The following is a 24,537-nucleotide window of genomic DNA, read 5'->3' on the forward strand; positions in this document are numbered from 1 at the left end:
TTAACATCTATTTTACCGTCAGTACTGGACAAGGTGCATGCTGAATCACATGATGACTCACACTACCCAGGATCAGCTCCGAAACAAGTCCCTGTCCCCGTGTTCCCATAATGATCATATCCGCCTTTTCCTGCTTTGCACTCTCGCAAATAACACTCGCCGGATCACCATGACCCGCCAGCATACGGTACGAAATGCCCTCGTCCTTCAAATAGTCGGCTGCAGGCTCCAGAATATGACGACCTTCCTCTTCGATCCGCTCATCCACATCAATCCCAACCGGGGGCTCATTCATGGATAAAGTCGGATTTACATGCAATACGGTCAGATGCAGGTTCCCCTGAAGCTGCTTGGACAACGTTTTGGCTGTCTCCAATGCCTTCATAGCGTGTTCCGAACCATCAATCGCGACCAGAATCTGTTTGAATTCGCTCATATTCTTTTCCTCCCCAGAAGTTCAATATTAGTGTGCATCTACCTGAATGTCCTGCATATGTCGACGACGTACGATCAGCACAGCTACACCAATCAGTACCATCAATGCTCCAAAATAAAACGGGGTTTCTGCTGAGTACCACTCTGACAGCTTCCCTGCAAGCCACGGCGAAATGGCCCCGCCCAAAAAACGCATAAAACTGTAGGCCGCAGATGCTGTCGAGCGCTCCACTGGAGCAGCCTGCATAACAGCAGTTGTAATCAATGTATTATTAATCCCCAGAAAAATACCAGCTACAATGACGGCGACAATGACAGTCGTTGGCGAACCAGCTACCGTCCCAATCGCCATAACACCTAAATCAATGGCAAATAGCGTCAGCATGATACTAATGGAAGATACCACGCTCAAGCGTGCTTGAATCTTTGGAGCCACAAACACCGAGGTAAAGGCCAACATAATTCCCCAACCAAAAAACACGTAACCCAAACCATGCTCGTCTAAATGCATTACATATGGAGAATACGCCATCAACGTAAAAAATCCAAAGTTATATAACAACGCCACAATGCCGAGCGTGAGTAAAGCTGGATAACTAAGCGCTTTGAACGGATCGGCAATGGAGCCACGTTTTTTGGGCTTTGGAATCGAAGGCAACATAAACGTAATGAACAAAAATCCCACTACCATCAGTCCGGCTACACCGAAAAACGGACCACGCCAGGAAATGGAGCCTAACTCACCGCCCAGCAGCGGACCCACTGAAATCCCGAGGCCCAAGGCCGCTTCATATAAAATAATTGCTTTAGCTGTTCCAGAAGTAGACAGACCTACAATCGCAGACAGCGCTGTTGCGATAAACAAAGCGTTCCCCAAACCCCAGCCTGCTCGGTAGCCTACAATTCCGCCAACCGTATTGGCCGTGCCGCCCAATCCGGCAAACACAATAATAAATAAAATCCCGGTTAGTAGCGTCCATTTGACACCCAATCGACTTGATACGACGCCCGTAATCAGCATCGCAACGCCTGTCACCAGATTATAGCTGGTAAACAGCAATGACACTTGGCTTTTCGTAGCATGAAGCTGATCGGCAATGGCCGGAAGAATCGGATCGACTAATCCCAGACCCATAAATGAAATAACACAAGCAAAGGCGACCGCCCATACGGCTTTAGGTTGAGACAGCAAGCCTGAGCGTTCTTTTAACTCTTCAGGTAATGCATGTTGTGAACTCATATTATGATGTTACCTCCACATCTGAATGTAAATGTTCTTGTTATGATGGGTCGTGTTCAAGTTCCTCATCCAAAAGGATTTTGCGTTCACGAACCCTGATCCGCAGCTCTTCCAATTCAGTCTGGAGCATACGGATACTGTTGATTTTCCCCTCCATTAATTCCAACTGTTCGTTCAGCGTACGTTCCATATCCTCCAACATGGCCCGTCGCTCAATTGGTTGCAAATGCTCCGTCCGCTCGCGATATTCCTCCCGCTGCCCCTTGAGCATTTCCGCTGCGGACATGTAACGCTGAAGCTCTTGCAAAGAAAAACCAAGCACTTCCTTGGCACTCACTATTTTTTTTAGTAGATCCACATCCTCCTGCGTATACAGCCGCATATTTCCTTCACTGCGCTGCGGGGAGGGCAATAAGCCGATTTCCTCATAATAACGAATAGTTCGCTTGGTCAAACCGCTTTGTTTCGCGACCTCATCAATTTTATACGTAACCATGACACCCACCTTATGAAAAAGATTATATATAAATACTACGCCTATATAACGTTAACGTCAACGTAAACTTTAAAATAAAAAGAAACCGCCTCTGTTAGAGGCGATTCCTATTTGGGATTGCATGGTCATAGACCCGAAACATCGGCGCTCAAGCCCATGAATATCGCTTTAGATGAAAATAGTACGTGTGATGATAACCAGCAAAATGAAGAGTACCAGAATAACACCAGTGGAAGTAAACATGCCGTAACCGCCACAACCACAACCTCTTTCTACTTCACCCATCTTAGAATTCCTCCTCCTTCTGTCGATTAGAACAAATCGCCCGAAATCAAATTCTTGAGCTGAGAATTAGATAACGAATGCTTTGGAAATAATAACGAGCAGAATGAAAAGTACCAGAATCGCTCCTGTAGATGTAAAAGCTCCATAACCAGCGCCTACTCCAGACATGGTGATTCCTCCCTTCATGGTTTACAAGAGCATCTTATGCTTATGTTACCGTCCATGATAGGGACAAATGCCGCGCCTGACGCCCAAATGTGGGTTAAGATTCTACGGTTCCGTATCCTTCGGATGCCAGCATACCACGATACAGTAGGTTTCGTGCCTGCTTGGCAAGTACAGATGGGCTTTCACGTCCAGGCAGCAATTTCGTTAACGTCAGCCGTTCTATCAAACCGATCACGCATTCTGCTGTCAGTTCAGGGTCCAGTTCCTCACGGCAGGAACCCCATCGTTGTGCTGCCATCAGATGTTTTTTGATGTGCTCTGCCATTTCCGCCTTAATGCGCACCGAGTCTGCTGCCTGGTAAAATCCGACACGAGTGATCGCCGGATTATTAGACAACACGCGAAAAATAGCTTCCAGAAACACTTGTCCTCGTCTCAAAATTTCAGTCTCGCTTTGATCCGGGTCTACCTTCATGCTCTGTACTGTCTCATTCACCAAAATACGAAAGCTCTCCACAAGCTCCTCATACATCTGTTCCTTGCTTTCAAAATGAATATAAAAATCCGGCTGCGTCAATCCTGCACGCGCCGCGATCGAACTTACCTTTGTCTGATAAAACCCCGTCTGAGCGAACTCTTCAGCCCCCGCTTCCAGTAACAACCGTCGACTTTCCCGACTTCTGACTCCCGCTCTCATCACGGTCTTGCCCCCTTACGCCACAAATCTATCGTATTATAAAATTCCTTTGCAGTAAGAACAACGGGCTTGAGGATGATATATACCTGTCCTTCAAAAGTCCTAATACAGAAGGACTGAAAGTTTTGGAAAATCAAGGGCATCCCCCTTCAAGGTATAATTAACCAATTAGACGGATGAGCGAGCAGGAGTGAGTATATCGAAATCAAATTTTTATATTGGCGTTATACATATATCAATGATGAGGACAATATTTACGCATCATTTCAATTGTTATCAGATCATCATCCAGCCCCCGTTGTTGCAAGCCGTCGATAATTTGCTGGCGCTCCTGATCTTTAACATTTTGGCCAAATTTAAACTTGGCGGTCCATTCCTCGGGTACAATTTTGATCAGAGCGACCCCTTTCAAACGTGAGGCATACCGAGAATCGTTGGCATCAATCGTGTCATACCCGCCTTCCGGTTGCAGCTTACTCATAAAAATGGAAAATGCTGATGCTTTTTCTTCCAAATCCACTACATGCTCCGCATGACCACGCACGGTAATACTTTTAAAAAATGAAGTCGCAGGACATGCCATATGTTCATCTGTAAAATAAGATGGAATGAGCGCATACTCTTTGGCAGCTGAAAAAGTAACCCGGTTATCCTCTTTCATTCGTTCCATTTTTTCTCCAGCACGGCTGCCATGAATATAAAAAACGCCATTCCCATAAGCGAAATTCAAGGGAACCACACGCGGAAAACCATCCTCGCTGTTCATGCCTAAAAATCCGAAACTGACCTCGCTTAGAAACTGCTCTATTTCCTCTAGTTCTGCCACTGTAAATTCTTTTCTTCTCATAGGGATCTCTCCTTCCATCTATTGACCAACAATACATTTCAGATTATGTTGAAAATGGATTATTAAAAAGACCCAATATAAACGAAAATGACTGGTCCAATATAAGGAGAAAAGTATGGACATTACGATTGCTTATCAACGTGCGATTCAAACATATCATTTGAAATACTTGGCATTGTATCACGCTCTTCGAGAGGGAATTCTCACTGGCTCCCTTGCCAGCGGTACGCGCCTGCCTTCCAGTCGCGATCTGGCTGTGATGTATGGAATTTCGCGCGGGAGTGTTAAAGAAGCATACGATATGCTGTTGGCAGAAGGATATGTGAATTCGGTAGTAGGCAGAGGAACCTTTGTTATGGAACAGACCGCAATGCTGCCAGACGAATCTCTAATCGACCAGCAAAACCAAAACTCGCCTTATACAAAACAAAAAGCCCCTGCTCTGTCAGCATGGGGACAACGAATAATGCAGATCGAAAGGGAACGAGCCTTATACGCGACTCCTGTGTATGCTACAGATAGAGATGGTGCACACCAGCCTTTGATTTCTTTTCAAGCAGAAGAAGTTATATTGGAGGGCAGCTCACAGATCGCATGGAAAAGTGCATTGGTTGCCGCCGGCAAAGATCTGCAGAAGCCCTCGGATGACTCGATGCCTGCACCAGTAAACGGTGATAACTGGCTGCGTGAAGCAATTTGCCATCATGTTGGCAGAACACGCGGTATTACGGCTACCCCGGATCAAGTCGTATTATGCAGCGGTTCCATGGAAGTGATCACGTTACTAAGTCAGCTGCTTATTCATGAACAAGATAACATTGTACTGGAAAATCCCTGTTATTCCGGCATCTATCGTGCAGTAACTGCCTCAGGCGGACAGATACACGCTGCTGAACTGGATCAGCATGGAATTATTCCACAGGATTGGGATGCCAAACTCCTGTTTGTTACGCCTGGACGGCAGTTTCCAACCGGTGCTGTATTGCCATTAACACGCCGTCAACATATTTTGCAATGGGCAGCGTCCAAGGGGGCGTGGATTATTGAGGATGATTATGACAGTGAATTCCGCTGGGCGGGACGCCCTATTGAACCGTTAAAAGCATTAGACCACGCGGATTGTGTCATCTATGTCGGTTCCTTTTCCAAAAGTATGTTCAGCAGCCTTCGACTTGGGTTTGCCATCCTGCCTGTGGAGTTGGCCCAAGCACTGACTGCTGCCAAACGACTATACGATCCCCTGCCGCCTGCCCGTTTGGAACAGCGTGCACTGGCACGTTTTATGATACGCGGAGACTACATTCGTCATTTGCGGCGGATGACTCGAATATACAGATCACGCTACGACGTATTCCAGCATGAAATACAGCCGTTGAGTGAGCTGTTTCACTGGCATCAGAACGATTGTGGTCTACACGCCTATGCCATCTGGAAGCATGGACCTGCCCCGTATCATCATTTGATGCAGACAGCACAATTTTATGGAGTCACATGGCGTGATGCCGCTGATTACCAACTAACACCAGGACCTCCTTCAGCCTGCTTTAACTTTGCTCACTTAACGGAGCAGCAGATTATCGAAGGTGTTACGCGTCTGCGCCAGGCCTGGGACCGTATCAAACATGAGTATCACGGAGCAAAGCTGAGGCTTTAAAAGGGTGCTCCATTCGCACTTTATATATAGCAAATTAGACTAACGATAAAGAAGACTTGCCCTTTCCATTCCCTTACTTTTTCATATGATGCTAGTAACTTAAAAGATTTGGAGTGAGAGAAATGGCAGTTAGTCCACTTTGTAAACGGTTTGCCGATATATTAAAAGCAACACCTCAGATCATTAACGGAGTTTGTACTGCATCTGCAGTCAGAAACAACATCAAGCCAATCATTTTGGGGAAAAGGACCAGCTCCTTTCTTGCAATACCCCAAGCTTTTTCTTTCGAAAGTATTGGCCGTAACGGAAAAGGATTATGTCTTGGTGAAACCGTGATTTTAACCGCAGAAATTAATCCGTTTATTTCTCGACTTCGTAAACATGATATCAAAGTGACGGCACTGCACAATCACTGGCTATTTGATAACCCCAACCTTTGGTACATCCACTTTGAAAAAGTAGAAAAGCCGCTTGTTTTTGCCACAGAAGTGCGTGACGCGCTTAATGTCTTGACAACGAAGCCTGTACGGCCGGTTATTCAAAAAAAATAAGCTATTAATAAATGCAAGAGATCCGCTTAGGCGGATTTTTTTTGTTATGCTACTTTGCCCTGAACCCTTTATTTGATCACTAGCCCCAAAAGGCCCACAAATGATGAAGCCTGATGCGGTGAGATGATGCAGCCATTCAAATCTTCTATCTCCACTTGTATTCCATCAAATTCGCAATCACTGAGATCTACCCCCTTGAGCTTGGACCCCGACAGGATGGCTTGATCCAGATTGCAACGGGCAAAAGAGGTTTTTTGTAGCGTTAAATGATAAAAATCTGCACTTATCAAAGAACAATCCTCAAAACCAACTTGCTTGAAATTCGCAAAACGGAACATCGAATAATCCCCTAAGCAATCCAGAAAACGAACGTTTTGGAATCTGCTTCTCGAATAATCCGTTCCAAGCAATTTACAATTTCTGAACTCTGCGCGATGGATAAAGGAACCGGAAAAATTAACATTAGACAGATCACATTTATCAAAAATGACGTCTGTCCATTCACTTTCTGGCAATGACGATTCTGTGATAGTTACATTTTTAAAAGTCATCTTCTCTAATGAAACTTTAACTGCTTCGATATTGTCCAAAATGATTTCCTCTACTGCCCCCACACTAAGTTCGTCTTTGGATCGTATGGAGCGTATTTCTTCACTTAATATGGGTAAGTCCGCAGGAATCTTCGGTGACTCCATTTTATTTTTCATGATACCTCTACCTCGACTATGAATAGACTTCTAGGACATCTATATGAATCTATATGAATCTATTTTCTATTAATTCTCACGCATAAGGTAGCAAAAGTATTTTTGACACATATATTAACATGTGAAGTACACTCACGAACCTTTGTTAGGAGGTTGATAGCATGGCAGTACAGCTATCTAATCAAATATTCTCCATCTCGATCGGGAATTATGGGGATATCTCTTCCTTACGTCTGACAGGAGACACCTTCAATACGAATTATGTCATGAACGGCTCCAACGCACCTAAGCAAAATACGTCAGATCATCAGTGGCTGGGTGAACTTATGTTCACCTATCGTCTCGGTAACGGGGCCTGGACTCGGGCGTGGACAAGCAATTCTGCAGATGCGCGCCAGATCACCTCTTCTGGTAACAGTGTCCAGGTGTCCTATCAAAATTCCTCAAACCATCAGGGAATACGCAACTTCACTTTACATGAAACCTATTCGTTGGTTAACGACTATTTACATTGGCAAATGAAAGTAACGAATACCTCTAATCAAACACTGGAAATTGGAGATTGGGGGCTGCCGCTACCTTTTAACGAATACTGGTCCGGCGGTAATAACGAACAAATCTATGAAACCAGGGTACTCTCTCACTCCTTTGTAGGTCACCACAGCTCCTTTATTACCGCTGGACGGCCTAGCGGCATCGGACCGTATATCCTGCTGATGCCCGATGCCTCAATGGGTGCTGGTCTCGAGTATCAGGACCACTGGAGAGTCGAGGAGCATCCAGGCAGTACATGGGCTATGGAGCAAGGTGGCTGGTCTGAGGGATTGAATGTGTTCTATATCCACTCCAATGTCATCAAAAGCACCAACCGTGGTTATCTCGGGAGCACCAGTCTGTCGCTGGCCCCTGGTGAAAGCAAAACGTATGCCTTTAAATTCTACAAGGTAGCAGACGAGCAGGCTGTAAAGGACAGGCTATACAGCGAGGGACATGTGGATGTGACTGTGGTTCCTGGGATGATTGTCCCGACCAATCTCAAGGCTAAATTCGATCTGCATACCCGTAAATCCATTACCTCTGTCACAGCGCAGTATCCCTCCGAAACGACCATCAACTATTTGGAAAATGCCCCTACAAACCACAAAATATATGAACTTACACTAGGACGATTGGGTCACAACAATATTACGGTGAACTACGGTAACGGCGAAAAAACCGTTCTCCAGTTCTATGCCATTGAGCCGGTTGACACTGCACTTCAGCGTCACTCCACTTTCATGGTCAACAGCACGCAATGGAATGTGCCTAGCGATCTGAGGGACAAGGTGTTTGACGATTGGATGATGCAATATAAGGCCAAACGCAACAGCTTTGCCGGCTACTGGGGCTGGGGCGATGATTGGGGATTAACTCACGGCCAGTTTCTGGCGGAGAAAAATGTCCAGAAGCCCGTGGCCTCTGAGATCAAGGCAGTCGATGATTATCTGGAGGTGGCTATCTGGACGAATCTGATGGAAGGCCATCATACCGATTATCTGGTCCCCGATTTCCTGATGCCGCAGCCTAATACGACACCAACGTACCGGGGCTATGCCTATCCGCACATCTATAATACGTTTTTCAGCATGTATAAACTTGCCAAGCTGTATCCCAACCTGATCAGCTATCGCAATAGCAAAAACACATATTTGCTACGTGCTTACCGTATTTTTAAAGCATTGTATGAAGGTCCTGTTGCTTATAACTGGAACACAGGGCTTATGGGTGAGCTGACCACACCGGATATAATTAAGGCGCTTCAGGAAGAAGGATTGACTACTGAGGCTAACGACATGATTGCCAAAATGGCTACCAAGTACAACAATTTCAAAAACACCACCTATCCCTATGGCTCTGAGTACAACTATGACAATACAGGCGAAGAGGCGGTGTATACACTTGCCAAAATGAACGGCAATACGACGATGATGAGTAAAATCAATGCCAAAACACGCGCTGCACGCGGTCATATGCCTATCTGGTACTATTACGCCGATCCGGTCACAATCACCGGAGAAAATTGGTGGAACTTCCAGTACACCACCTCGCTAGCGGGCTATGCGATGGACGACTGGACACGTCGTTATTCGTCCAATCCCGAAGTGGACCAGCGTCTATCCTATGCCGCCAAGCTGGCGAACATCGGGGCGATTAATTCGGGACAGATCAGCTCTGATCCTGCCAATATCGGGGCAGTATCGTGGACATATCAGGCAGGCAAGGGCAATTACGGAGCCCTTGGTCTGGACGGCGGCCCTCTGTTTAACGGATGGCGCGGCATGTCCGGGGAAGCTGATCTGGGGCTGTTTGGAGCCATTAAAATCCTAAGCTCCGATGTTGCTGTCGATCCGATATTCGGCTTATTCGGCTATGGCTGTGACGTTACTGAAAGCAATAACAGCTATACGATTACTCCAAAAGACGGCGTATTCCAACGTCTGCATCTGATCACCCAGAAGCTGAGTCTGGAGCTGAACCGGGATCAATATAGCTTGGCCATCGTATCCAAGTCCAAGAACAACATCCGCCTGATGTTGAAAAATACGACACCAGACACAGCTCATACGACTGCTGTTACGATAACTGGACTCGCGGCAGGTACGTATGACGTATTGGTAGACGGTACAAAAACCGGCTCAGTCACAGCTGTTAACAATGCTGCGACTACTGCCAGACTGAATATCGATACGGCAGCCAACTACGATATCCGTATTCAGTCCAGTACAGGCAATCCGGCTCCCGCTGGGGACATTATAGCCCATTATGAATTTAACGAAACGGCCGGATCAACCGCAGCCGATTCGTCAGGTTATGGGCAGCAGGCCAGTGTAAATGGCGGCTCGTGGGGCGCGGGACGGAATGGCAATGCTCTGCGCCTTAACGGTACAGACGCCTATGCCAGCTTGCCCAGCGGAATAGTTAGCAGCCTCAATGACTTTACCATTGCCGCGTGGGTACGAGTGAACACGCATAACGGCTGGGCTCGTCTGTTTGATTTTGGAGCAGGAACAGATCGGTATATGTTTTTGACCCCGAAGGCCGAAGGGACAGGTATGCGTTTTGCCATCACTGTTTCGGGGAACGGAAAGGAACAACAACTGAACGCCCCTGAACTGGCGACAGGGGTCTGGAAGCATGTTGCCGTGACTCTGTCAGGCACTACAGGAATGTTGTATGTGGACGGTATAGAGGCGACCCGTAACACGAATATGACGCTGAAGCCTTCCAGCCTTGGACTGACAGATTGGAACTACATTGGGAAATCCCAGTTTGATGATCCTTATCTGAATGGTGCGGTAGATAAGCTGATCATTTACAACAGGGCTCTGACCGCTCAGGAAATCAGGAGCTTGGCCTCGGCAAGCAGCACCATTACAGCCCATGATGTGGGAGTTCCAAGCATATGCTGAGGGGGCAGATTAAAATACACCTATGCATTCATTTCATGCCATTAACGTTTTAGATTGTGAATAATTGGTATTATGAATGATTTATACCGTGAAACATTTGCGTCGTAAATGATTGGTAACGTGAATTACTTTTGCTGATGCTTCCCATCGCCTCCGCCCCGGATTTCTTATATTAATTCTGTAATCAGGGGAGAAATCCGGGGAGATGATGCTTCCGAAGCGAGCCTTCCTATGGAACCTCTTAAAGCGACCACTTTACCGAAACAATCAGCGGCAGCTTTTCCATCAGCAGAGGAATTAGCTCCGTCTAATGCGTGTCGTTCTTGGTCTTAAGCGAACAAGTTCCTCACTGGTGAGTTGTCTAGTATAGGAGCGAGGGGAAGATCCTGTATCTACTCTGAGCACCCTGCCTGCCCCGCTGGGGCGGGCTACTCGTGTGTTGAACACCTGCATGAACCACTGTACCGGAAAGGCTATGGATAAGCGACCATCTGCCGTGCCTGCATAGTTGACCGCGGCTGCATAATTATCGGACTGTCTGAGCCATACAGAGCCGGAATCCCCGGGTAGTGATACAGGAGTTGTACCTCTAATAACCGTCTGATCTTCGAAGGTCAGTAAGCCCAACTCTCCCCCATAATTGATTTGCAGGTCCGTATAGACGGACTCTACCGTGCCATTAACCCGCCCGGTTGTACGCCCTACCTTCTTCAATTTTTCTCCTACGCGATAAGCGGTAACATGACCCGGAATGGCTCCCACTGTAGCATAACGCGGATTGAGCAGGTTATTGCGGGTCGGAAGCGAAAGCGCTGCATCAATCAGGTTCGTTCCGGTGGGATTTAAGCGCACGTAACGATACAGTCGTCCTATACGATTCTGGGCAACCGTCCCCCCATCGGCTCCGCCTGGTTGAATTGTAGCTTCCCGATTGTCTGTATTGGAAGGATTGAGGACATGGTTATTGCTAAAAAGATAACGTGTAGCCGGCTCTCCAGTTGGGGAAACGATGAGTCCGGTTGTACCGGAACCTTCAATCGTCCCGACACTGTAGCCGGCGATGACCGGGCGGATGCGCACTCTGTAGTCCGTGGCATTAGCTCTGATCTTTCCAGTCTTTACAATTCGGATAGGAACGTTCGATTTCTTTCCTAAGGCAGTGGCCGACAAGAGTCCAGTAGAAGCCGACGCTAGACGATCCGTGTACACAATGACAGCGGCTCCCCTTTTGGGATGAGCAGGGTCCCTGTATCCTACGCCAATGCCGTGGACACCAGACATTTTCAAGACACGCTTGGCCATCCGCTTTTTTACTTGAAGCGCGGCCGAGAAGGTAGCCAACATAATCATCTCCTTTTACATTCAGATGAAATATTGTATGGCTAAGGCCGCTCCGCGTTCCATTTGATCTTACGATCACTGTTGCTTCACTTGATCCAAATGGACCCCTGCGCTATCGAACTCCGTATTGAAATGTATATGAAGGTATTACAAAATATGGTATAATCACTCCCGAAATTGACATTCGCTCATTCGATTCTGATGTTCAAGGAGGTACTTCATGTTCTTAACGATATTGACCTACAGCATACAAGCAATTGTAATTTTACTGATTATCTTTACATTGGTGAGAAAAAACAGAAAAAAAATAGGCCGTGGATCACTTTCACTGCTGTTATCTCTTCTTGGTATGGCTGTTTCTTTTGAATTTGGCGATTACATATTGGGAGACCAGTTGCTTTCCTTTTTAGGATTGCCCGCCTGGTCTAACAGTGTTGATAATACTAGGTTTCACTACACCATTTATCTATCCAGTATTTTTTTTATTCCCAGTTTAATCATTGGCTATAAAAATCCTGAAGACTTTGGAGCTCTTATCGGAAGACGAGTTTCTAGTATTTATCTATTTTTGATCATCATTTCGCTTTTATTTTTTATAATAAGCTGTTTGTCGAAGTGAAAGTTGGATCTGCGTCGTTCCAAAACAAGAGCCTTCCTTAATTATAGGAAGGCTTTGATATTTATGTCATGGGGATGATGGGAAGTACCATCCGCCTGCCCACCGTCTCCACCTTATCCCTTAACCGCTCCCTCCGCGATGCCTTCCATAATGAATTTCTGAAAGAAGGCATAGATCAGGATAACCGGGATAGAGGTCAGCACGAGCGCGGCCAGAATAAGCGACCAATCCTTGTTGTACTCTCCAAACAGCATATTGGTCGAGAGAATCAGGGTGTAATGGTTCACATCCGTCAACATCAGAAGTGGAAGCAAAAAGTCATTCCAAATCCACAGGAAATCCAAAATAGCAATCGTGACGGTGATCGGCAGCAGCAAAGGAAATATAATGCGAAAGAACGTTTGGAACTCATTGCACCCATCCATTTGCGCAGATTCTTCCAGCTCACGCGGGATGGATTTGACGAATCCGTGATACAAAAAGATTGCCATGTTCACACCCAAGCCGATATAGATCAAAGCCAAGCCGTACGTACTGCCTTGAACAGACAAATCCTTTGCCATTCGTGTAAGCGGTATCATTATAGAGTGGAACGGCACCAGCATGGAGGCAACAAACAGGAAAAAAATTGCACTGCTCAGTTTTCCACTTGTACGAGACAGCTTGTAGCCTGCCAGTGCCGAACAGACCACGATTCCGCCAATGCCGATAAAAGAAATAATCGTGGAATTCAGAGCGCTGTTCAGCAAATGGGTCTGATGAAAAGCCTGACTGTAATTTTCAAAGTGAAGCTTCGTCGGCAACGCCGTAAAGGATGCAAACATCTCGCCCTGTGTTTTAAACGAATTAATGACTGCCATGTAGATCGGGAAGAAGGACACGACTGCGCCCACGCACAGCATCAGCGTGATCAGCAAGGAATTGGCTTTTTTCAGCCTCATGCCTCCACCTCCCTCTTCTTCATGACACGCAGTTGGATCAGAGTAAAGATTAGCACAATGGCGAACAAAATAACGGATTTAGCGCTCGCATAACCATAGCGGAAGTTGTTGGAGAACGCTTCCTCATAAATGTTCATCGTAATCACCTGTGTACTGCGTCCCGGTCCCCCTCCAGTCAGTCCATACACGACCTCATACACCTTGAAAGCACCGTTAAGTGTCAGGAAGAAACAGATCGTAATCGCGTGGGTAATCATCGGCAGCGTCACACTTCTCAATGTCTGAAATGCGTTCGCCCCGTCAATAATAGCAGCCTCCTTCAAACTTTGTGGTACACCCTGAAGCGCAGCCAGATAGATGATCATCATATATCCCACACCATTCCAGAGCGAGACAATAATGATGGAAAAGAAGGATACTTTCGGATCGCCCAGCCATGATTGACCTAAAAAGGCGATGGCCGTCTTTTCAGCGATTTGCGGTAGCACGGAGGAAAAAACGAATGTCCACATAAATGCGCTAATAATGGTACTGATCATATTAGGCATAAAAAATAGCGTCCGAAAAAAACCTTTGCTACGTGTGCGTGACTCAATCAACACTGCCAGTACTAGCGCAAGTACATTTTGCAGCACGATCATGACCAATACGTATTTAAGTGTAAACCAAAGGGAATTGAGAAAATCGGGGTCTTCCTTCAAGGATTCCACGAAATTCCCCAAGCCGATAAAGTTGTAATTGGGATTCAATCCGTTCCAGTCTGTAAAACTGTAGTACATACCGCTGATCGTTGGAATAAGCAGGAAGATGGCGTAAAAGATTAGTGCCGGAGCAGTAAACGCCAGCAGCATGACGTATTTTTTGTAGATTTTAAAAGGCATGGAGTCTCTCCCTCCCGATGTCATTCTGTAGGTTACCGCTACTTGTTCACTTTGTTATACGATTTCCATGCCTTATCCAGCGCCTTAATGACGTCATCCTGCGAGAGCTGGCCAGCATAATAGGATTGTAGCGATTTGCCTGCCTCATCCTTGACCGCCTGCGGAATTGATGGATCTTGGTACGACTTGCCTGCTTTCACATATTCGGTAGCATCATTAACCCAAGGATAGCTCTTAAACGTATGCACTTTGGAGATGGGGTTAAATTTCAATGCTTCATAGAACGCGCTGGAATCTTTGTCGTCCAACACATAGTTAACAAAATCGAGCGCAACCTCCTTATTCTTGCTGGTAGAGGATACAGCCAGGGAAGTCGAAGTGGACAGATTGATCAGGGTCGCATTAGGATCGTCATTAATCGGCAGAGGTGCTACTCCAAATTCCATCTTCGGATCAGATTTTAAAATCGTTTCCGCAAACCACGGTCCCTGAATCCACATTGCCGCTTTACCCGAAGCAAATGCCGCCGATCCATCATCCCCGCCAATTTCCAGCGCCTTGTCTGTACCATTGCTGTTCACCAGATCAATAATATCGAACATGCTCTTCATTTCGGAAAAAGAACCTTTGTCCTGATTCATCCGTTCGATAAAATCTTTATTCTGTGTGTTCATCATCGCACCTGCTGTGAGCGGCACGAACAGCTGTGGAATCCAGGATTCCTTGTAAGACAACAGGAACGGTTTCACATTATTCGCTTTCAGCTTCTCGACGACAGCCTTCATTTCGGTCAACGTTCCTGGCGGCTTCAAATCCAAATCCTTAAATATCTTTTTGTTGTACAAATAGCCCCAGGAGATCGTTTCCAAAGGAACCGCTACAACCTTGCCGTCTTGGGTTGTCACCGAAGGCTTCACACTATCCATCAATTTACTGACAAATGGCTGACCGGACAAATCCTCCAAGTATCCCGCTTTGTAAAACGGTGGAATTTCATTCACCGCATGCAGTGCGAATACGTCCGGTGCATCGTTGGAAGCGAGTCTTGTCTTCAGAATTTGTGCGGCATTGTCAGCAGGCGGCATCTCTAGTTGAATGGTGACGTCGATATTTTTATCTTTCTTCTCTTTGGCTACAAACGCATTAATGTATTTATCGTAGTGCTCCTTTAAGCGGGGCTGAGCAATAAACATTTTGAGATTTACAGTTTTTCCGTCTCCACTGGAACCGTTGCTGTCACTGCCTGAAGAATTCGCTCCACATCCGGCCAACAACGTGCCAACCAGCATTGTACTCAATACACCTTTCCACATTTTCATGCAAAATGACCTCCCCTAAGTTGAAAATCTCATTTTGTATACGCTTTCATTATAGGATGGGAGGTCACTTCTGCCATTGGACACCCTTAACTTATTGGATTGGATTTTTTTAAACTTCCTTTCTCATTTCACCGGGGGCCATGCCAAAATGCTTTTTAAATACCCGATAAAAATAAGACACATCTTCATACCCAGTCATCTCTGCAACGGCTTTAATTGAAATCTGTTTATTAGACAGCCATTCCCGCGCCTTTTCCATTCTCCGTTCTACAATGTAGTCCGTTACATTCTGACCATACTCCTGCTTGAATACCTTGCTCATATATTCCTTGCTCACAAAAAAGTTTTTCGCCAACTGCTCCAGTGTAATCGGCCCAGCAAAATGACTGTCGATATACCGTCGTACCTCCTCCAAATTCAGCTTATTTTTGTATTTCCGTTGCCGAATCAGCTGATCCAGTTCCTGAACATAGCATGACGATACGAATTCCAGCGCATGTTCTACAGAGGATAGGGCAGCCTGCGAAAGCGGAAATCGTTCCTTTGCCGTAGAAGTATCCAGCCCGTTATCCGCTGACAGCTCTTTCAGCAGGGAAAGCAGCTCCTGCACCAGCCTGCCCAGCATAGGTTGACTTGGTGCTTCATAACTCTCCAGCTCCTGCACAACCTGCCTGCATGTTAAGTTCACCCCGTCACGATTCAATTCATTAAAATAAAGATGCAACAGTTGCTTATACCGGGTTAACTTGTGGAAAAACTCATAATCCAGTTCTCTTACTTCTGGCTGCTGTTCGGCCGCCTTGACCTCCAGATCGTTTTTGCATTTGAGCAGCACCGCATTCAGCTCGACAGGATTGACAGGCTTGAGCAAATAATCAACAGCCTTGTAACGGATCGCATGTTTGGCATACGCGAAATCATCATAACCGCTCACGACAATGATTTTCACATCAGGACATTGGTTATTTAGCGCTTGCAGCAGCTCTACTCCGTCCGCACCCGGCATGTGCATGTCCGTAATCACAATGTGGGGAGCTAACTCCCCGACCAGCCTGAATGCCTCGTCTCCATCCTCAGCCTCACCCACTACTACCATTCCAAGCTTTTCCCATGTGCCAAATGTCTTCAAAATATCGCGGTTCCACGGCTCATCGTCAACGATTAATACCCTGATCATATTTTGCCCTCCTCTGCTGAGATAAATGGAATACGAATAGTGACACATGTACCGACTCCCTGCTCACTATCTATAGTCACTCCATAATGCACTCCAAAATTCATTTGTATGCGTGAAGCCACATTGCTTAATCCGATATGACTGCCCTGCGCCCAAATTGGTTCCTCCGATGCGTTTTCCAGCTTAGCCCGAACTTTCTCCAGCTTGTCCGGGGGCATACCGTTACCATTATCGCTGACCGTAATGCACACTTCTTCCTTCATAATTTCCACGCGGATTGCCATTCGCCACGCCCCTGCCTTGCGATCAAGACCATGCTGAAACGCATTTTCCAACAATGGTTGAAGCGATAGCTTGGGCAAACGAATATCCATCGCCTGCTCTTCTGTCTCCACCTGAAATACTAATCTTTGCGGAAAACGGCGCTGCTGGATACGCATATAATGTCCCACATGATCGAGTTCTGCACGCAGAGAGGCCATATCCTGAGGCTCACGTACCACGTAACGGAACATCTCACTCAGCGAACGAATGACTTCATAGGTATCCTCCGGCTTTTGCGAAAACACCATACTTCCGATCATTTGCAGCGTATTTTGCAGAAAATGAGGATGAATCTGCGCCTGGAGCGCTTTCAATTCAGCCGTCTTTTTTTGCAAATTGATACTGTATTCTGTCTGGATATGCTCGCGTATTCGGCCTGCCATCCCATGTAGACTTCTTTCCAGTAACCCAATTTCATCCGGTCGTGTACTTGGCTCTCCAACTGGCCCCTTGATCATATCAAGCTCCTGCACCGAACGCGCCAAATGGACAATCGGGCGTGCAGTCCGCCATGCGATGAAAACGGCAATGCAGATGGAAACCAGGATTGAAATCACGCCTACGGCAATACCATACAGCATGGTTGAAAAGGCACTGTGGTTAATGGAGGAAGTCGGTACGATTTTGACCAGTTTCAGTCCAACTACATCCAGATCATTGTAGAACACATAATGTTCGGCAGTTTGAAGCATCCCGTGGCCCGGCTTAACATCACGAAGAGCTGTCAGTACTCCTGGAGGAGGAGGCGACTGACGAGCCTGCGCTGGATACATGACCCTGCCATCCCCATCTGTAATCAATACCTGGTGCTGATCCCCACGTCCCAACAGACCCAGCGTCTGATCAAATTGTGACCATAGCACCTCCAATGAAATAGCCCCCGTCTGCTTCTGGTCTTCAAAACGCCGAATACTGCGTGTCAGTGTAAAGCGATCAGGATCAGCAGGGCTTGATCGAATCGAATAATCCTTGTTCGCTTGCCACATCTCGGCGTACTGCGAGGGAATACTGCCCACTGTCGTAATTTCATTTTGCATACTATTAAAGGTAAACAGGGTTTGCGATTGCTTCAGATACAGCTGAATACCGATGACATGACTCCCGGCTGAATAATATACATTCGCCAGCGTATTCAACATTTTTCGCTGAGCATTAAATTGGCTTGAAAGATTGTCAGGCTCGCGTTCATTCAAATAATCGCTTAGATCAGGGCTGATCTGAATGCTGTAAATCAGATGATTCAGACGATCTAACTGGTCGCTGATATAAATGCCCGTCCATTTCATATTGGACATGTTCGTCTCGACCACTTCGGTTTCCATAGATGCTCTGCTTTTCTCCACAGCCAGCACCGTGACAGCAATGACAGGCAGCACAGATAAAACAATCATCGTCAAAATCAGCTTGAGCTGAATACTGCGTCGATACGGGGCAGTCAGCGCCCGGAACCAGTGGGCTGCTCGGGTTGGCATAGCGATGCACTCCTCTATTCAGCCATATGCGAAAACGCCCCGCAATTCGCAGGGGCGCTTCAATGTGCCGGATCGTTACGGCGGGATACCTATTCTGTATTATTCGTACGTCGATTTCAACTCATTATTCATCATTTACGCTTCTTCGATAATTATAACACTCCAAGGCTTCAATTGGAGCAATTGTCCATGGGTAACCGCCTGCTCTCCGATCAGCTCCTTGCCGTCCCCGTGCGGATACACCACCGAGCCTGCTTGTTCGGAATAGTTAAAATAGTACCGGATCGTTCGTCCCAAATCATTCGTACCAGACTTAACAATGATCGGATAAGAAGCTTCCTGATCCAGTCCCCATACGCCTGCCTTTTTGGCTACAGAGCTGAACAATTCGCGGATGACCGCCGAACTGACGATACAGCCGATGTAGGTCGCCGTTCCCTGACCATAGCGATTTTGCGTAATCGCAGCATATTTGCCCCAATGCGGGTGATCGTAATAGGCTAATACTTCGGCAGTCGTCGGCGTTATCAGCTCCATCCACGTATCTACCTGATTGTCCTCTTCTGCCACATTAAAAGGATTATCCTTGAGTGTCACATTTTTCGGCTCCACAAACAAGCTGTAATGAATACCACACGCTTCGCTAATCACGCCCGGCTGCTGCGATGTTCTCACCTGCACATGTTCGTCGGTAAATCCGCTGCGGGACGTGTATACCACATGACCACCTTGCTCGACATATCGGTTCAGCTTTTCCAGCAGTGCATCTGGCGCAGAATACAGACTCGGAACGATCAAGAGATCATAGTCATCAAACGATTCTGTACCCGGATGGATGATATCTGTCCCAATATTCAGCTTATACAGCTCGTCATACAGACGGCGTACGATGTCATTGTAATTCAGTGGGCTGTTCATATTAAACTTGAACCAGTTAATGGATGTCAACGCTTCGTTGCTAACCAGGATAGCTGTTTTATTTTTCTTTTTCAGATTGACCAGATGCGTGGACAGTCTTGCAAAGTCCTTCCCTATCGTCTGTGCTTCCTCATACACAGGATTCGGTTCAAAATCATGGCTAAGCAGACCCTTCCAGTAGGTTTCGAAGGAATTATGAATGGAATGCCAGTGCCAGTAAGCTACCATATTGGCCCCGGAAGCCAGATGGCTGAACGCTTGCAGACGCAATTGTCCCGGATAAGGAACCCAGTGTGTAAACGCCTGCGCCTCCGTTTCCAGCACTAAGTAATTATTATGTTTTGTCGAACGTGCCACATCACCACCGAAAGAGATTTCAATTCCAGTCAAATCATCTTGTGATGGATGGTAAATATCGACACCCGTCACATCAAACGCTTCAGATGCAGCAAAGTGATCCACGTCCGGCTGAATTCCAAAGGAATGACCTCTCCACTCAAAATCAAAATTTTGTGTAACAAATTGGTCTTCCCGCTTATATTCATTGACAATCGCGACCTGCCAGGCCAGGAAGTCCGTCACCAGCTTGCGCTGGAACTGGGAAAAGGCCGCGCCCAAGCTTCCATTAATCGTTCCGACCACCGAAGGGAAGTCCTCCCAGCTATTGATGCGATTGCTCCAGTAATCCAGTCCAAATTTGCGGTTCAGCTCCTCCAGTGATTCAAACCGCTCCCGCAAATACTTCACAAACTGTAATTGCACATTGGGACCACTCGTATGGTAATGCTTCGTCTCGTTGTCTGTCTGAAAGCCAATAACCGCCGGATGCTGGCTTACCCGTCCAATCAGCTTGCGTATGATTCGCTCAGCATGGATCAGATACACCGGGTTCGTAATGTCCATAATCTGACGAGCCCCGTATTTGCCCGGTCCCTGAGGTGTTGTCGCCAAGACATCGGGATGCTCCTTCACCAGCCATGTGGGTACGGCATAGGTCGGCGTGCCCACAATGACCTCAATACCCGCCTTATGCATGGCGTCCAGCACCCGATCCACGGAGGTAAAATCAAACACTCCGTTCTGCGGTTCATGTGTACTCCAGGTGGATTCGGCTATCCGCACTACGTTGATTCCTGCATCCTTCATCAATTGGATATCTTGGTCCAAACGGTCATAAGGCATATATTCATCATAATAAGCAACACCGTACAATAGCTTTTTCATCGAGTCGTCCTCCAATAAGTTTAATGCTCCTACACCAAGCACCAGCATAAAGTGCGAATATCCATGTAAACCCTGTCCAGTCTGCGCTATATTCGAAACATAGCTCTTCCTGATTACAATATGGTGCCGCTTTCAAAAATACTATATATAAACGATTTTTTATGTAAAAGCATGTATTACAGCACTTGTAAGCGCTCTTTTATTATAGATGAATGTTAGGTACAATGAGATTGTCTAAGCGGTGTAAAATTTGCCCTAATCGAAGGTGATCTGATGATATTAAATCCGGATGTTGATCCAGCTCTATTCCATGATTGTCAATGGCTGCCCATTATCGACTGGAATGTGAAATTTTTTGGCGCTCATATTCATCGGGTCAAAGCGGATTGGTGCATGCCCGAGGAATCTCATATCGGTTTTGAAATTGCACTCATTTTAGAAGGTCGTCAGGAAACCATTATGGAGAATAACGTCTACTCGGTGGGGAAGGGTGATATTTTAATGATTCCACCAGGATTCAAGCATGTAACTCAGTGTGTATCCCCGGATGGAATGTATTATTTTAGCACCCATTTTAATGTTGATGATCCGCTGTTCCGTCAAGAAATGATTAAGAACAATCAGCTCTTTTTCCCGGCAGGCACTGAAACCAATACCAAGCTGCAAAAGGTGGTCCATAGCTGGATTAGCATGGTGCGGGAGAACGGAGAATATACGACAGCGGATCGCTTTCGCATGCAGATTGCTTTGTTCGAGCTATTCGGGATATTCTCGCAAATGATTTCTACGGGATTGGAGCCGAGAATTGCACCTTCATCCGTTCAATATGCCAAGGCCATTATGGAAGCAATTCAATCGAGGTTCAAGCCTTATCGGGGGGATGAATCTGGTGAGCAGACGTTCCGACTTGAAGATGTGGCGGCTTCCCTTGGGATCAGTCCAGGCTATGCGCAGGAAGTGTTCCGCAAGGTCTACGGCTATTCACCACGTCACTATCTATCGGAGACCAAGCTGCATGAGGCTAAGGTGCTGATCCAGCAACCCAATCTACCGCTAAACAAGGTAGCTTCCCTACTGGGATACTCCAGTCTGGCTCATTTCAGCAGACAGTTCAAGCGCTGGACAGGTACTAGCCCGCTAAAATACCGCCAGACGTTAAAACCGATTACGGATGAGCAAAGGAGCTAGACATAAGGAAGGATAACAATGGCTCCACTGCGTTAATCATATGAAAAAGAGCACGACACCGTATATTTCGGCTGTCGCGCTCTTTTTACTTTCTGATGAGTTTCATTGCCTTAATAATCTATATTGATAGTGAAGTTCCTATCCTGCGAATCATAGCCTGATATCTCCTATGTGCTGATGTACTACATACATCATCCCCATCAGGAATAAGGCCAATCCCAAGTACCCGATTCCGAATTTCCACCGTGATGCAGCGGGTACTTCGTAATATTTATCATTTTCAAACGGAATGTAGTCAATCCCACACAGCAATCTGAGCTGATACGCATCCGGGGTCGGTATATGTTCTACACCGTTCAGCCATACATGCTGGACAAGACACTGCTGGGGCAGCAGAAGCGTATGCTCCACATCCAGACTTTCCATATATACCGTTACATATTGCTGCCCCTCCAGATCCGAGTAGGTATTAAAGGATAGTCTGCGCGTATGCTCCGGCCCAGGCAGCGGATATCCTTGCTCATACAAATGCTGTACGTCAACCAGCGGCTTCTGTAATAACGACTGAACCTTGACGTCTTTTTTATTGCGTTTGACATATTTTTTGTATAAATCATAGGCAAATAATGCCCAAATAAAGAAAAATAAAATGGATTTCAAATACACAATCACTACAATCCCACCCAGTAGGCCCACCAGCCATAACCAGCGTGTCACTGCTGTAGAAATCCGTCCTCCATCGAGCGGATGAATCGGCAGCAAATTGATCAGGTTCAGGAAAAAACCGATATATGCTAGTGCATACAAAAGTGGACTGTCTGTTGCATACGCTCCTGCGTATACTACCATAGCCCCAACCGTCCCCAATAACGGGCCGCCCATGGCTACGTAAGCCTCTGTCTGGGCATCCAAAGGATGTCGTTTCATGGTGATTAACGCACCGAGAAAAGGAATAAATAACGGTGTCGACACCGGAAGCCCCTTGCGTTTGGCAGCCAATACATGCCCCAGCTCATGCACAAATAACAGCAACACGAACCCAACCGCAAATCCCCACGGGTATATGATCGCATACGTGCCAATCGTAAATGCCATAGAGATCAGCGCACCGCCAAATTTACTGAATTTTAAAAGGGCAAGTAACGATTTGCCTTTCAACAGGAGCAATGCTGCTGCACTACCAAGATACCATTTGGATGAGCCGGATTTGGAATCGGTTTTATTGTCTTCTTTTTGCAAAAGTATCCGTCTCCTTTCTCTAATACTTCCATTGTATCTTGCAATGTGCAGGTTGTAAAAACTTCTCTAACCCACAGATAAGCGAACTTGGGAAGCTATGTACATTATTCCGTATATTGTAGACATCTGCCAATGTCGAATGGTATATTGGTGCTGGGTTAGATACCCTATTTTGTAAAAGGAGGTTTGCTCATTCATGTGTACTCACTACATGCGTCTCAGATAAAAGGATAGACTTCTCCATGAAGCTCAACCTGTTTTTCACATGAAGGGTTGACGCTTGTTTAAGTTGTCTTTTTTTAAGACTAAATCTGAACAATGAGGTGTGTTTCATATGACTGAAAACCGTCCCTTGACTAACTCAAAAGATGTTAGCGATATATTGGCCCTTGCCCAAAGCAACGGGCTTCACATACGACATGAAGGATTGGAGCTCAACGAGTCCGGGCTGGATTTCCGGGCCCTATTCGCCAAAGACGTTCAGGGTACCCCTTGGGTTCTACGTACACCGCGACGAATAGATGTGATCCAATCAGCCGCTTACGAGCACAAAGTGCTTCGGTTGATTCGTGATATGCTTCCTGTAGCGGTACCGGATTGGCAAGTATATAGTCCAGAGTTCATCGCCTATCCTCAGCTGGAGGGCACTCCTGCCGCTACTATTGATATGGAAACAAAAAGCTATGTATGGTTCATCAACCCTGACGCTCTGACAGATAGATTCGTTGCTTCGCTCGCTAAAGCCTTAGCCGCGTTGCACCAGACGGATCACCGACGGGCAACCGATTTCGGTATCCGTGTAAAGCATCACGACGAAGTTCGGCACTTAATGGCTCAGCGAATGGAAGAAACACGGCGCGTCTTTGGTGTATCCGGGGAGCTGTGGCAACGATGGCAGGCCTGGCTGGCAGATGATAGCTACTGGCCGGAATATTCCGTTCTTGTCCACGGCGATCTGCACCCAGGCCATATTCTAGTCTCATCGAATACAGAGGTTACTGGAATGCTGGACTGGACCGAGGCCGAAGTAGCTGATCCAGCGATTGATTTTACGAGTTACTATACTTTGTTCGGAGAAGTAGAGCTTGCTCGTCTATTGAAGTTTTACAAGGCAGCAGGCGGACGTGTATGGCCGCGTATGAGCGAACACATCATTGAACTGACCGCGGCTTACCCTGTGCTTATCGCCGAATTCGCCCTCAAATCCGGACTAGATGAATATATGGAGATGGCACGTAACGCGCTGGGTGTCCATAAGCAAGAAGAAGGACTGCCCGACATATAATATAGCTGTAGCCACCTGGCAGACTTTGGTTCAATGACGGACCAAGGCCTGCTTTTTTTCTGTCCTCTCTCCTTGTTCGT

The 24,537-nt window shown here is 46.6% G+C and carries 21 protein-coding genes; 6 read left to right on the forward strand and 15 right to left on the reverse strand.

The genetic code is table 11. From position 1 onward, the window contains the following. Positions 1-7 precede the first annotated feature (7 nt). The 6 genes from KSP24_RS21315 to KSP24_RS21340 form a co-directional block, all read right to left on the reverse strand. Positions 8-436: a universal stress protein gene (locus tag KSP24_RS21315; RefSeq protein WP_013369348.1), complete on the reverse strand. Its 429-nt coding sequence runs from the start codon at positions 434-436 to the stop codon at positions 8-10. Between the two features lie 27 nt (positions 437-463). Further along, on the reverse strand, positions 464-1,675 hold the full coding sequence (locus KSP24_RS21320) for an MFS transporter (protein WP_069010958.1): 1,212 nt from the start codon (positions 1,673-1,675) through the stop codon (positions 464-466). A gap of 40 nt (positions 1,676-1,715) precedes the next feature. Then, entirely contained in the window at positions 1,716-2,171 is a 456-nt protein-coding gene (locus KSP24_RS21325) for a MerR family transcriptional regulator (protein WP_013369346.1), read from the reverse strand. A 351-nt stretch (positions 2,172-2,522) separates the two neighbouring features. Continuing rightward, positions 2,523-2,624, reverse strand: coding sequence for a hypothetical protein (locus tag KSP24_RS21330; protein ID WP_014599460.1), 102 nt, complete (start codon positions 2,622-2,624; stop codon positions 2,523-2,525). 94 nt (positions 2,625-2,718) lie between these two features. Beyond that, entirely contained in the window at positions 2,719-3,321 is a 603-nt protein-coding gene (locus KSP24_RS21335) for a TetR/AcrR family transcriptional regulator (RefSeq protein WP_216976626.1), read from the reverse strand. A 235-nt stretch (positions 3,322-3,556) separates the two neighbouring features. Continuing rightward, the gene (locus KSP24_RS21340; RefSeq protein ID WP_025678021.1) at positions 3,557-4,168 is read right to left on the reverse strand and encodes a pyridoxamine 5'-phosphate oxidase family protein; all 612 of its coding nucleotides are present in this window, start codon (positions 4,166-4,168) and stop codon (positions 3,557-3,559) included. A gap of 115 nt (positions 4,169-4,283) precedes the next feature. Between KSP24_RS21340 and pdxR the strand changes: the two genes are divergently transcribed. Together pdxR and KSP24_RS21350 are read left to right on the forward strand one after the other, a co-directional pair. Next, positions 4,284-5,822: a MocR-like pyridoxine biosynthesis transcription factor PdxR gene (gene pdxR / locus KSP24_RS21345; protein ID WP_216976578.1), complete on the forward strand. Its 1,539-nt coding sequence runs from the start codon at positions 4,284-4,286 to the stop codon at positions 5,820-5,822. A gap of 122 nt (positions 5,823-5,944) precedes the next feature. Beyond that, the gene (locus KSP24_RS21350) at positions 5,945-6,373 is read left to right on the forward strand and encodes a DUF1259 domain-containing protein (protein WP_216976580.1); all 429 of its coding nucleotides are present in this window, start codon (positions 5,945-5,947) and stop codon (positions 6,371-6,373) included. A gap of 68 nt (positions 6,374-6,441) precedes the next feature. Here KSP24_RS21350 and KSP24_RS21355 read toward each other — a convergent pair whose 3' ends face one another. Next, positions 6,442-7,080: a pentapeptide repeat-containing protein gene (locus tag KSP24_RS21355; protein ID WP_216976582.1), complete on the reverse strand. Its 639-nt coding sequence runs from the start codon at positions 7,078-7,080 to the stop codon at positions 6,442-6,444. Positions 7,081-7,241: 161 nt separating this feature from the next. On the opposite strand from KSP24_RS21355, the gene KSP24_RS21360 reads away from it, so the two are divergent. Further along, entirely contained in the window at positions 7,242-10,529 is a 3,288-nt protein-coding gene (locus KSP24_RS21360; protein ID WP_216976584.1) for a DUF5695 domain-containing protein, read from the forward strand. Between the two features lie 297 nt (positions 10,530-10,826). Here the strand turns inward: KSP24_RS21360 and KSP24_RS21365 are convergent, their stop codons facing one another. Next, complete coding sequence (locus KSP24_RS21365) at positions 10,827-11,873, reverse strand: hypothetical protein (RefSeq protein ID WP_013369336.1); 1,047 nt, start codon at positions 11,871-11,873, stop codon at positions 10,827-10,829. Positions 11,874-12,090: 217 nt separating this feature from the next. Here KSP24_RS21365 and KSP24_RS21370 point away from each other — a divergent pair, with 217 nt between their 5' ends. Next, positions 12,091-12,489, forward strand: a complete 399-nt coding sequence (locus KSP24_RS21370) for a hypothetical protein (RefSeq protein ID WP_058831258.1) — start codon at positions 12,091-12,093, stop codon at positions 12,487-12,489. A 113-nt stretch (positions 12,490-12,602) separates the two neighbouring features. Here the strand turns inward: KSP24_RS21370 and KSP24_RS21375 are convergent, their stop codons facing one another. The 6 genes from KSP24_RS21375 to KSP24_RS21400 form a co-directional block, all read right to left on the reverse strand. Continuing rightward, complete coding sequence (locus tag KSP24_RS21375; RefSeq protein ID WP_017425736.1) at positions 12,603-13,430, reverse strand: carbohydrate ABC transporter permease; 828 nt, start codon at positions 13,428-13,430, stop codon at positions 12,603-12,605. After that, on the reverse strand, positions 13,427-14,311 hold the full coding sequence (locus tag KSP24_RS21380) for a carbohydrate ABC transporter permease (RefSeq protein ID WP_025678011.1): 885 nt from the start codon (positions 14,309-14,311) through the stop codon (positions 13,427-13,429). The genes KSP24_RS21375 and KSP24_RS21380 overlap by 4 nt, the downstream gene beginning before the upstream one ends. A gap of 38 nt (positions 14,312-14,349) precedes the next feature. Next, entirely contained in the window at positions 14,350-15,630 is a 1,281-nt protein-coding gene (locus KSP24_RS21385; protein ID WP_216976587.1) for an ABC transporter substrate-binding protein, read from the reverse strand. Positions 15,631-15,739: 109 nt separating this feature from the next. Then, the gene (locus tag KSP24_RS21390; RefSeq protein WP_216976589.1) at positions 15,740-16,807 is read right to left on the reverse strand and encodes a response regulator transcription factor; all 1,068 of its coding nucleotides are present in this window, start codon (positions 16,805-16,807) and stop codon (positions 15,740-15,742) included. Continuing rightward, positions 16,804-18,603: a sensor histidine kinase gene (locus tag KSP24_RS21395; protein WP_216976591.1), complete on the reverse strand. Its 1,800-nt coding sequence runs from the start codon at positions 18,601-18,603 to the stop codon at positions 16,804-16,806. Before KSP24_RS21395 ends, KSP24_RS21390 begins: the two co-directional genes overlap by 4 nt. A gap of 135 nt (positions 18,604-18,738) precedes the next feature. After that, entirely contained in the window at positions 18,739-20,745 is a 2,007-nt protein-coding gene (locus tag KSP24_RS21400) for a beta-galactosidase (RefSeq protein WP_216976593.1), read from the reverse strand. Positions 20,746-21,018: 273 nt separating this feature from the next. On the opposite strand from KSP24_RS21400, the gene KSP24_RS21405 reads away from it, so the two are divergent. After that, positions 21,019-21,933: an AraC family transcriptional regulator gene (locus tag KSP24_RS21405; RefSeq protein WP_013369328.1), complete on the forward strand. Its 915-nt coding sequence runs from the start codon at positions 21,019-21,021 to the stop codon at positions 21,931-21,933. Positions 21,934-22,083: 150 nt separating this feature from the next. On the opposite strand, the gene KSP24_RS21410 is transcribed toward KSP24_RS21405, so the two are convergent. Next, the gene (locus tag KSP24_RS21410; protein WP_058711691.1) at positions 22,084-23,172 is read right to left on the reverse strand and encodes a site-2 protease family protein; all 1,089 of its coding nucleotides are present in this window, start codon (positions 23,170-23,172) and stop codon (positions 22,084-22,086) included. A gap of 334 nt (positions 23,173-23,506) precedes the next feature. On the opposite strand from KSP24_RS21410, the gene KSP24_RS21415 reads away from it, so the two are divergent. Beyond that, positions 23,507-24,457, forward strand: coding sequence for a macrolide 2'-phosphotransferase (locus KSP24_RS21415; RefSeq protein ID WP_058711692.1), 951 nt, complete (start codon positions 23,507-23,509; stop codon positions 24,455-24,457). The last annotated feature ends 80 nt before the right edge of the window (positions 24,458-24,537 follow it).

It is taken from the genome of Paenibacillus sp. AK121 (genome assembly GCF_019042715.1).
Classification (GTDB): domain Bacteria; phylum Bacillota; class Bacilli; order Paenibacillales; family Paenibacillaceae; genus Paenibacillus; species Paenibacillus polymyxa_C.

Bases quoted from the DNA above. Each gene is read 5' to 3' on its own strand.
- KSP24_RS21340 (WP_025678021.1), bottom strand. From the start codon at position 4,168: ATGAGAAGAAAAGAATTTACAGTGGCAGAACTAGAGGAAATAGAGCAG.
- KSP24_RS21415 (WP_058711692.1), top strand. From the start codon at position 23,507: ATGACTGAAAACCGTCCCTTGACTAACTCAAAAGATGTTAGCGATATA.
- KSP24_RS21375 (WP_017425736.1), bottom strand. From the start codon at position 13,430: ATGAGGCTGAAAAAAGCCAATTCCTTGCTGATCACGCTGATGCTGTGC.
- KSP24_RS21395 (WP_216976591.1), bottom strand. From the start codon at position 18,603: ATGCCAACCCGAGCAGCCCACTGGTTCCGGGCGCTGACTGCCCCGTAT.
- KSP24_RS21335 (WP_216976626.1), bottom strand. From the start codon at position 3,321: ATGAGAGCGGGAGTCAGAAGTCGGGAAAGTCGACGGTTGTTACTGGAA.
- KSP24_RS21365 (WP_013369336.1), bottom strand. From the start codon at position 11,873: ATGTTGGCTACCTTCTCGGCCGCGCTTCAAGTAAAAAAGCGGATGGCC.
- KSP24_RS21370 (WP_058831258.1), top strand. From the start codon at position 12,091: ATGTTCTTAACGATATTGACCTACAGCATACAAGCAATTGTAATTTTA.
- KSP24_RS21325 (WP_013369346.1), bottom strand. From the start codon at position 2,171: ATGGTTACGTATAAAATTGATGAGGTCGCGAAACAAAGCGGTTTGACC.
- KSP24_RS21360 (WP_216976584.1), top strand. From the start codon at position 7,242: ATGGCAGTACAGCTATCTAATCAAATATTCTCCATCTCGATCGGGAAT.
- pdxR (WP_216976578.1), top strand. From the start codon at position 4,284: ATGGACATTACGATTGCTTATCAACGTGCGATTCAAACATATCATTTG.
- KSP24_RS21315 (WP_013369348.1), bottom strand. From the start codon at position 436: ATGAGCGAATTCAAACAGATTCTGGTCGCGATTGATGGTTCGGAACAC.
- KSP24_RS21405 (WP_013369328.1), top strand. From the start codon at position 21,019: ATGATATTAAATCCGGATGTTGATCCAGCTCTATTCCATGATTGTCAA.
- KSP24_RS21355 (WP_216976582.1), bottom strand. From the start codon at position 7,080: ATGAAAAATAAAATGGAGTCACCGAAGATTCCTGCGGACTTACCCATA.
- KSP24_RS21400 (WP_216976593.1), bottom strand. From the start codon at position 20,745: ATGAAAAAGCTATTGTACGGTGTTGCTTATTATGATGAATATATGCCT.
- KSP24_RS21320 (WP_069010958.1), bottom strand. From the start codon at position 1,675: ATGAGTTCACAACATGCATTACCTGAAGAGTTAAAAGAACGCTCAGGC.
- KSP24_RS21350 (WP_216976580.1), top strand. From the start codon at position 5,945: ATGGCAGTTAGTCCACTTTGTAAACGGTTTGCCGATATATTAAAAGCA.
- KSP24_RS21390 (WP_216976589.1), bottom strand. From the start codon at position 16,807: ATGATCAGGGTATTAATCGTTGACGATGAGCCGTGGAACCGCGATATT.
- KSP24_RS21330 (WP_014599460.1), bottom strand. From the start codon at position 2,624: ATGTCTGGAGTAGGCGCTGGTTATGGAGCTTTTACATCTACAGGAGCG.
- KSP24_RS21380 (WP_025678011.1), bottom strand. From the start codon at position 14,311: ATGCCTTTTAAAATCTACAAAAAATACGTCATGCTGCTGGCGTTTACT.
- KSP24_RS21385 (WP_216976587.1), bottom strand. From the start codon at position 15,630: ATGAAAATGTGGAAAGGTGTATTGAGTACAATGCTGGTTGGCACGTTG.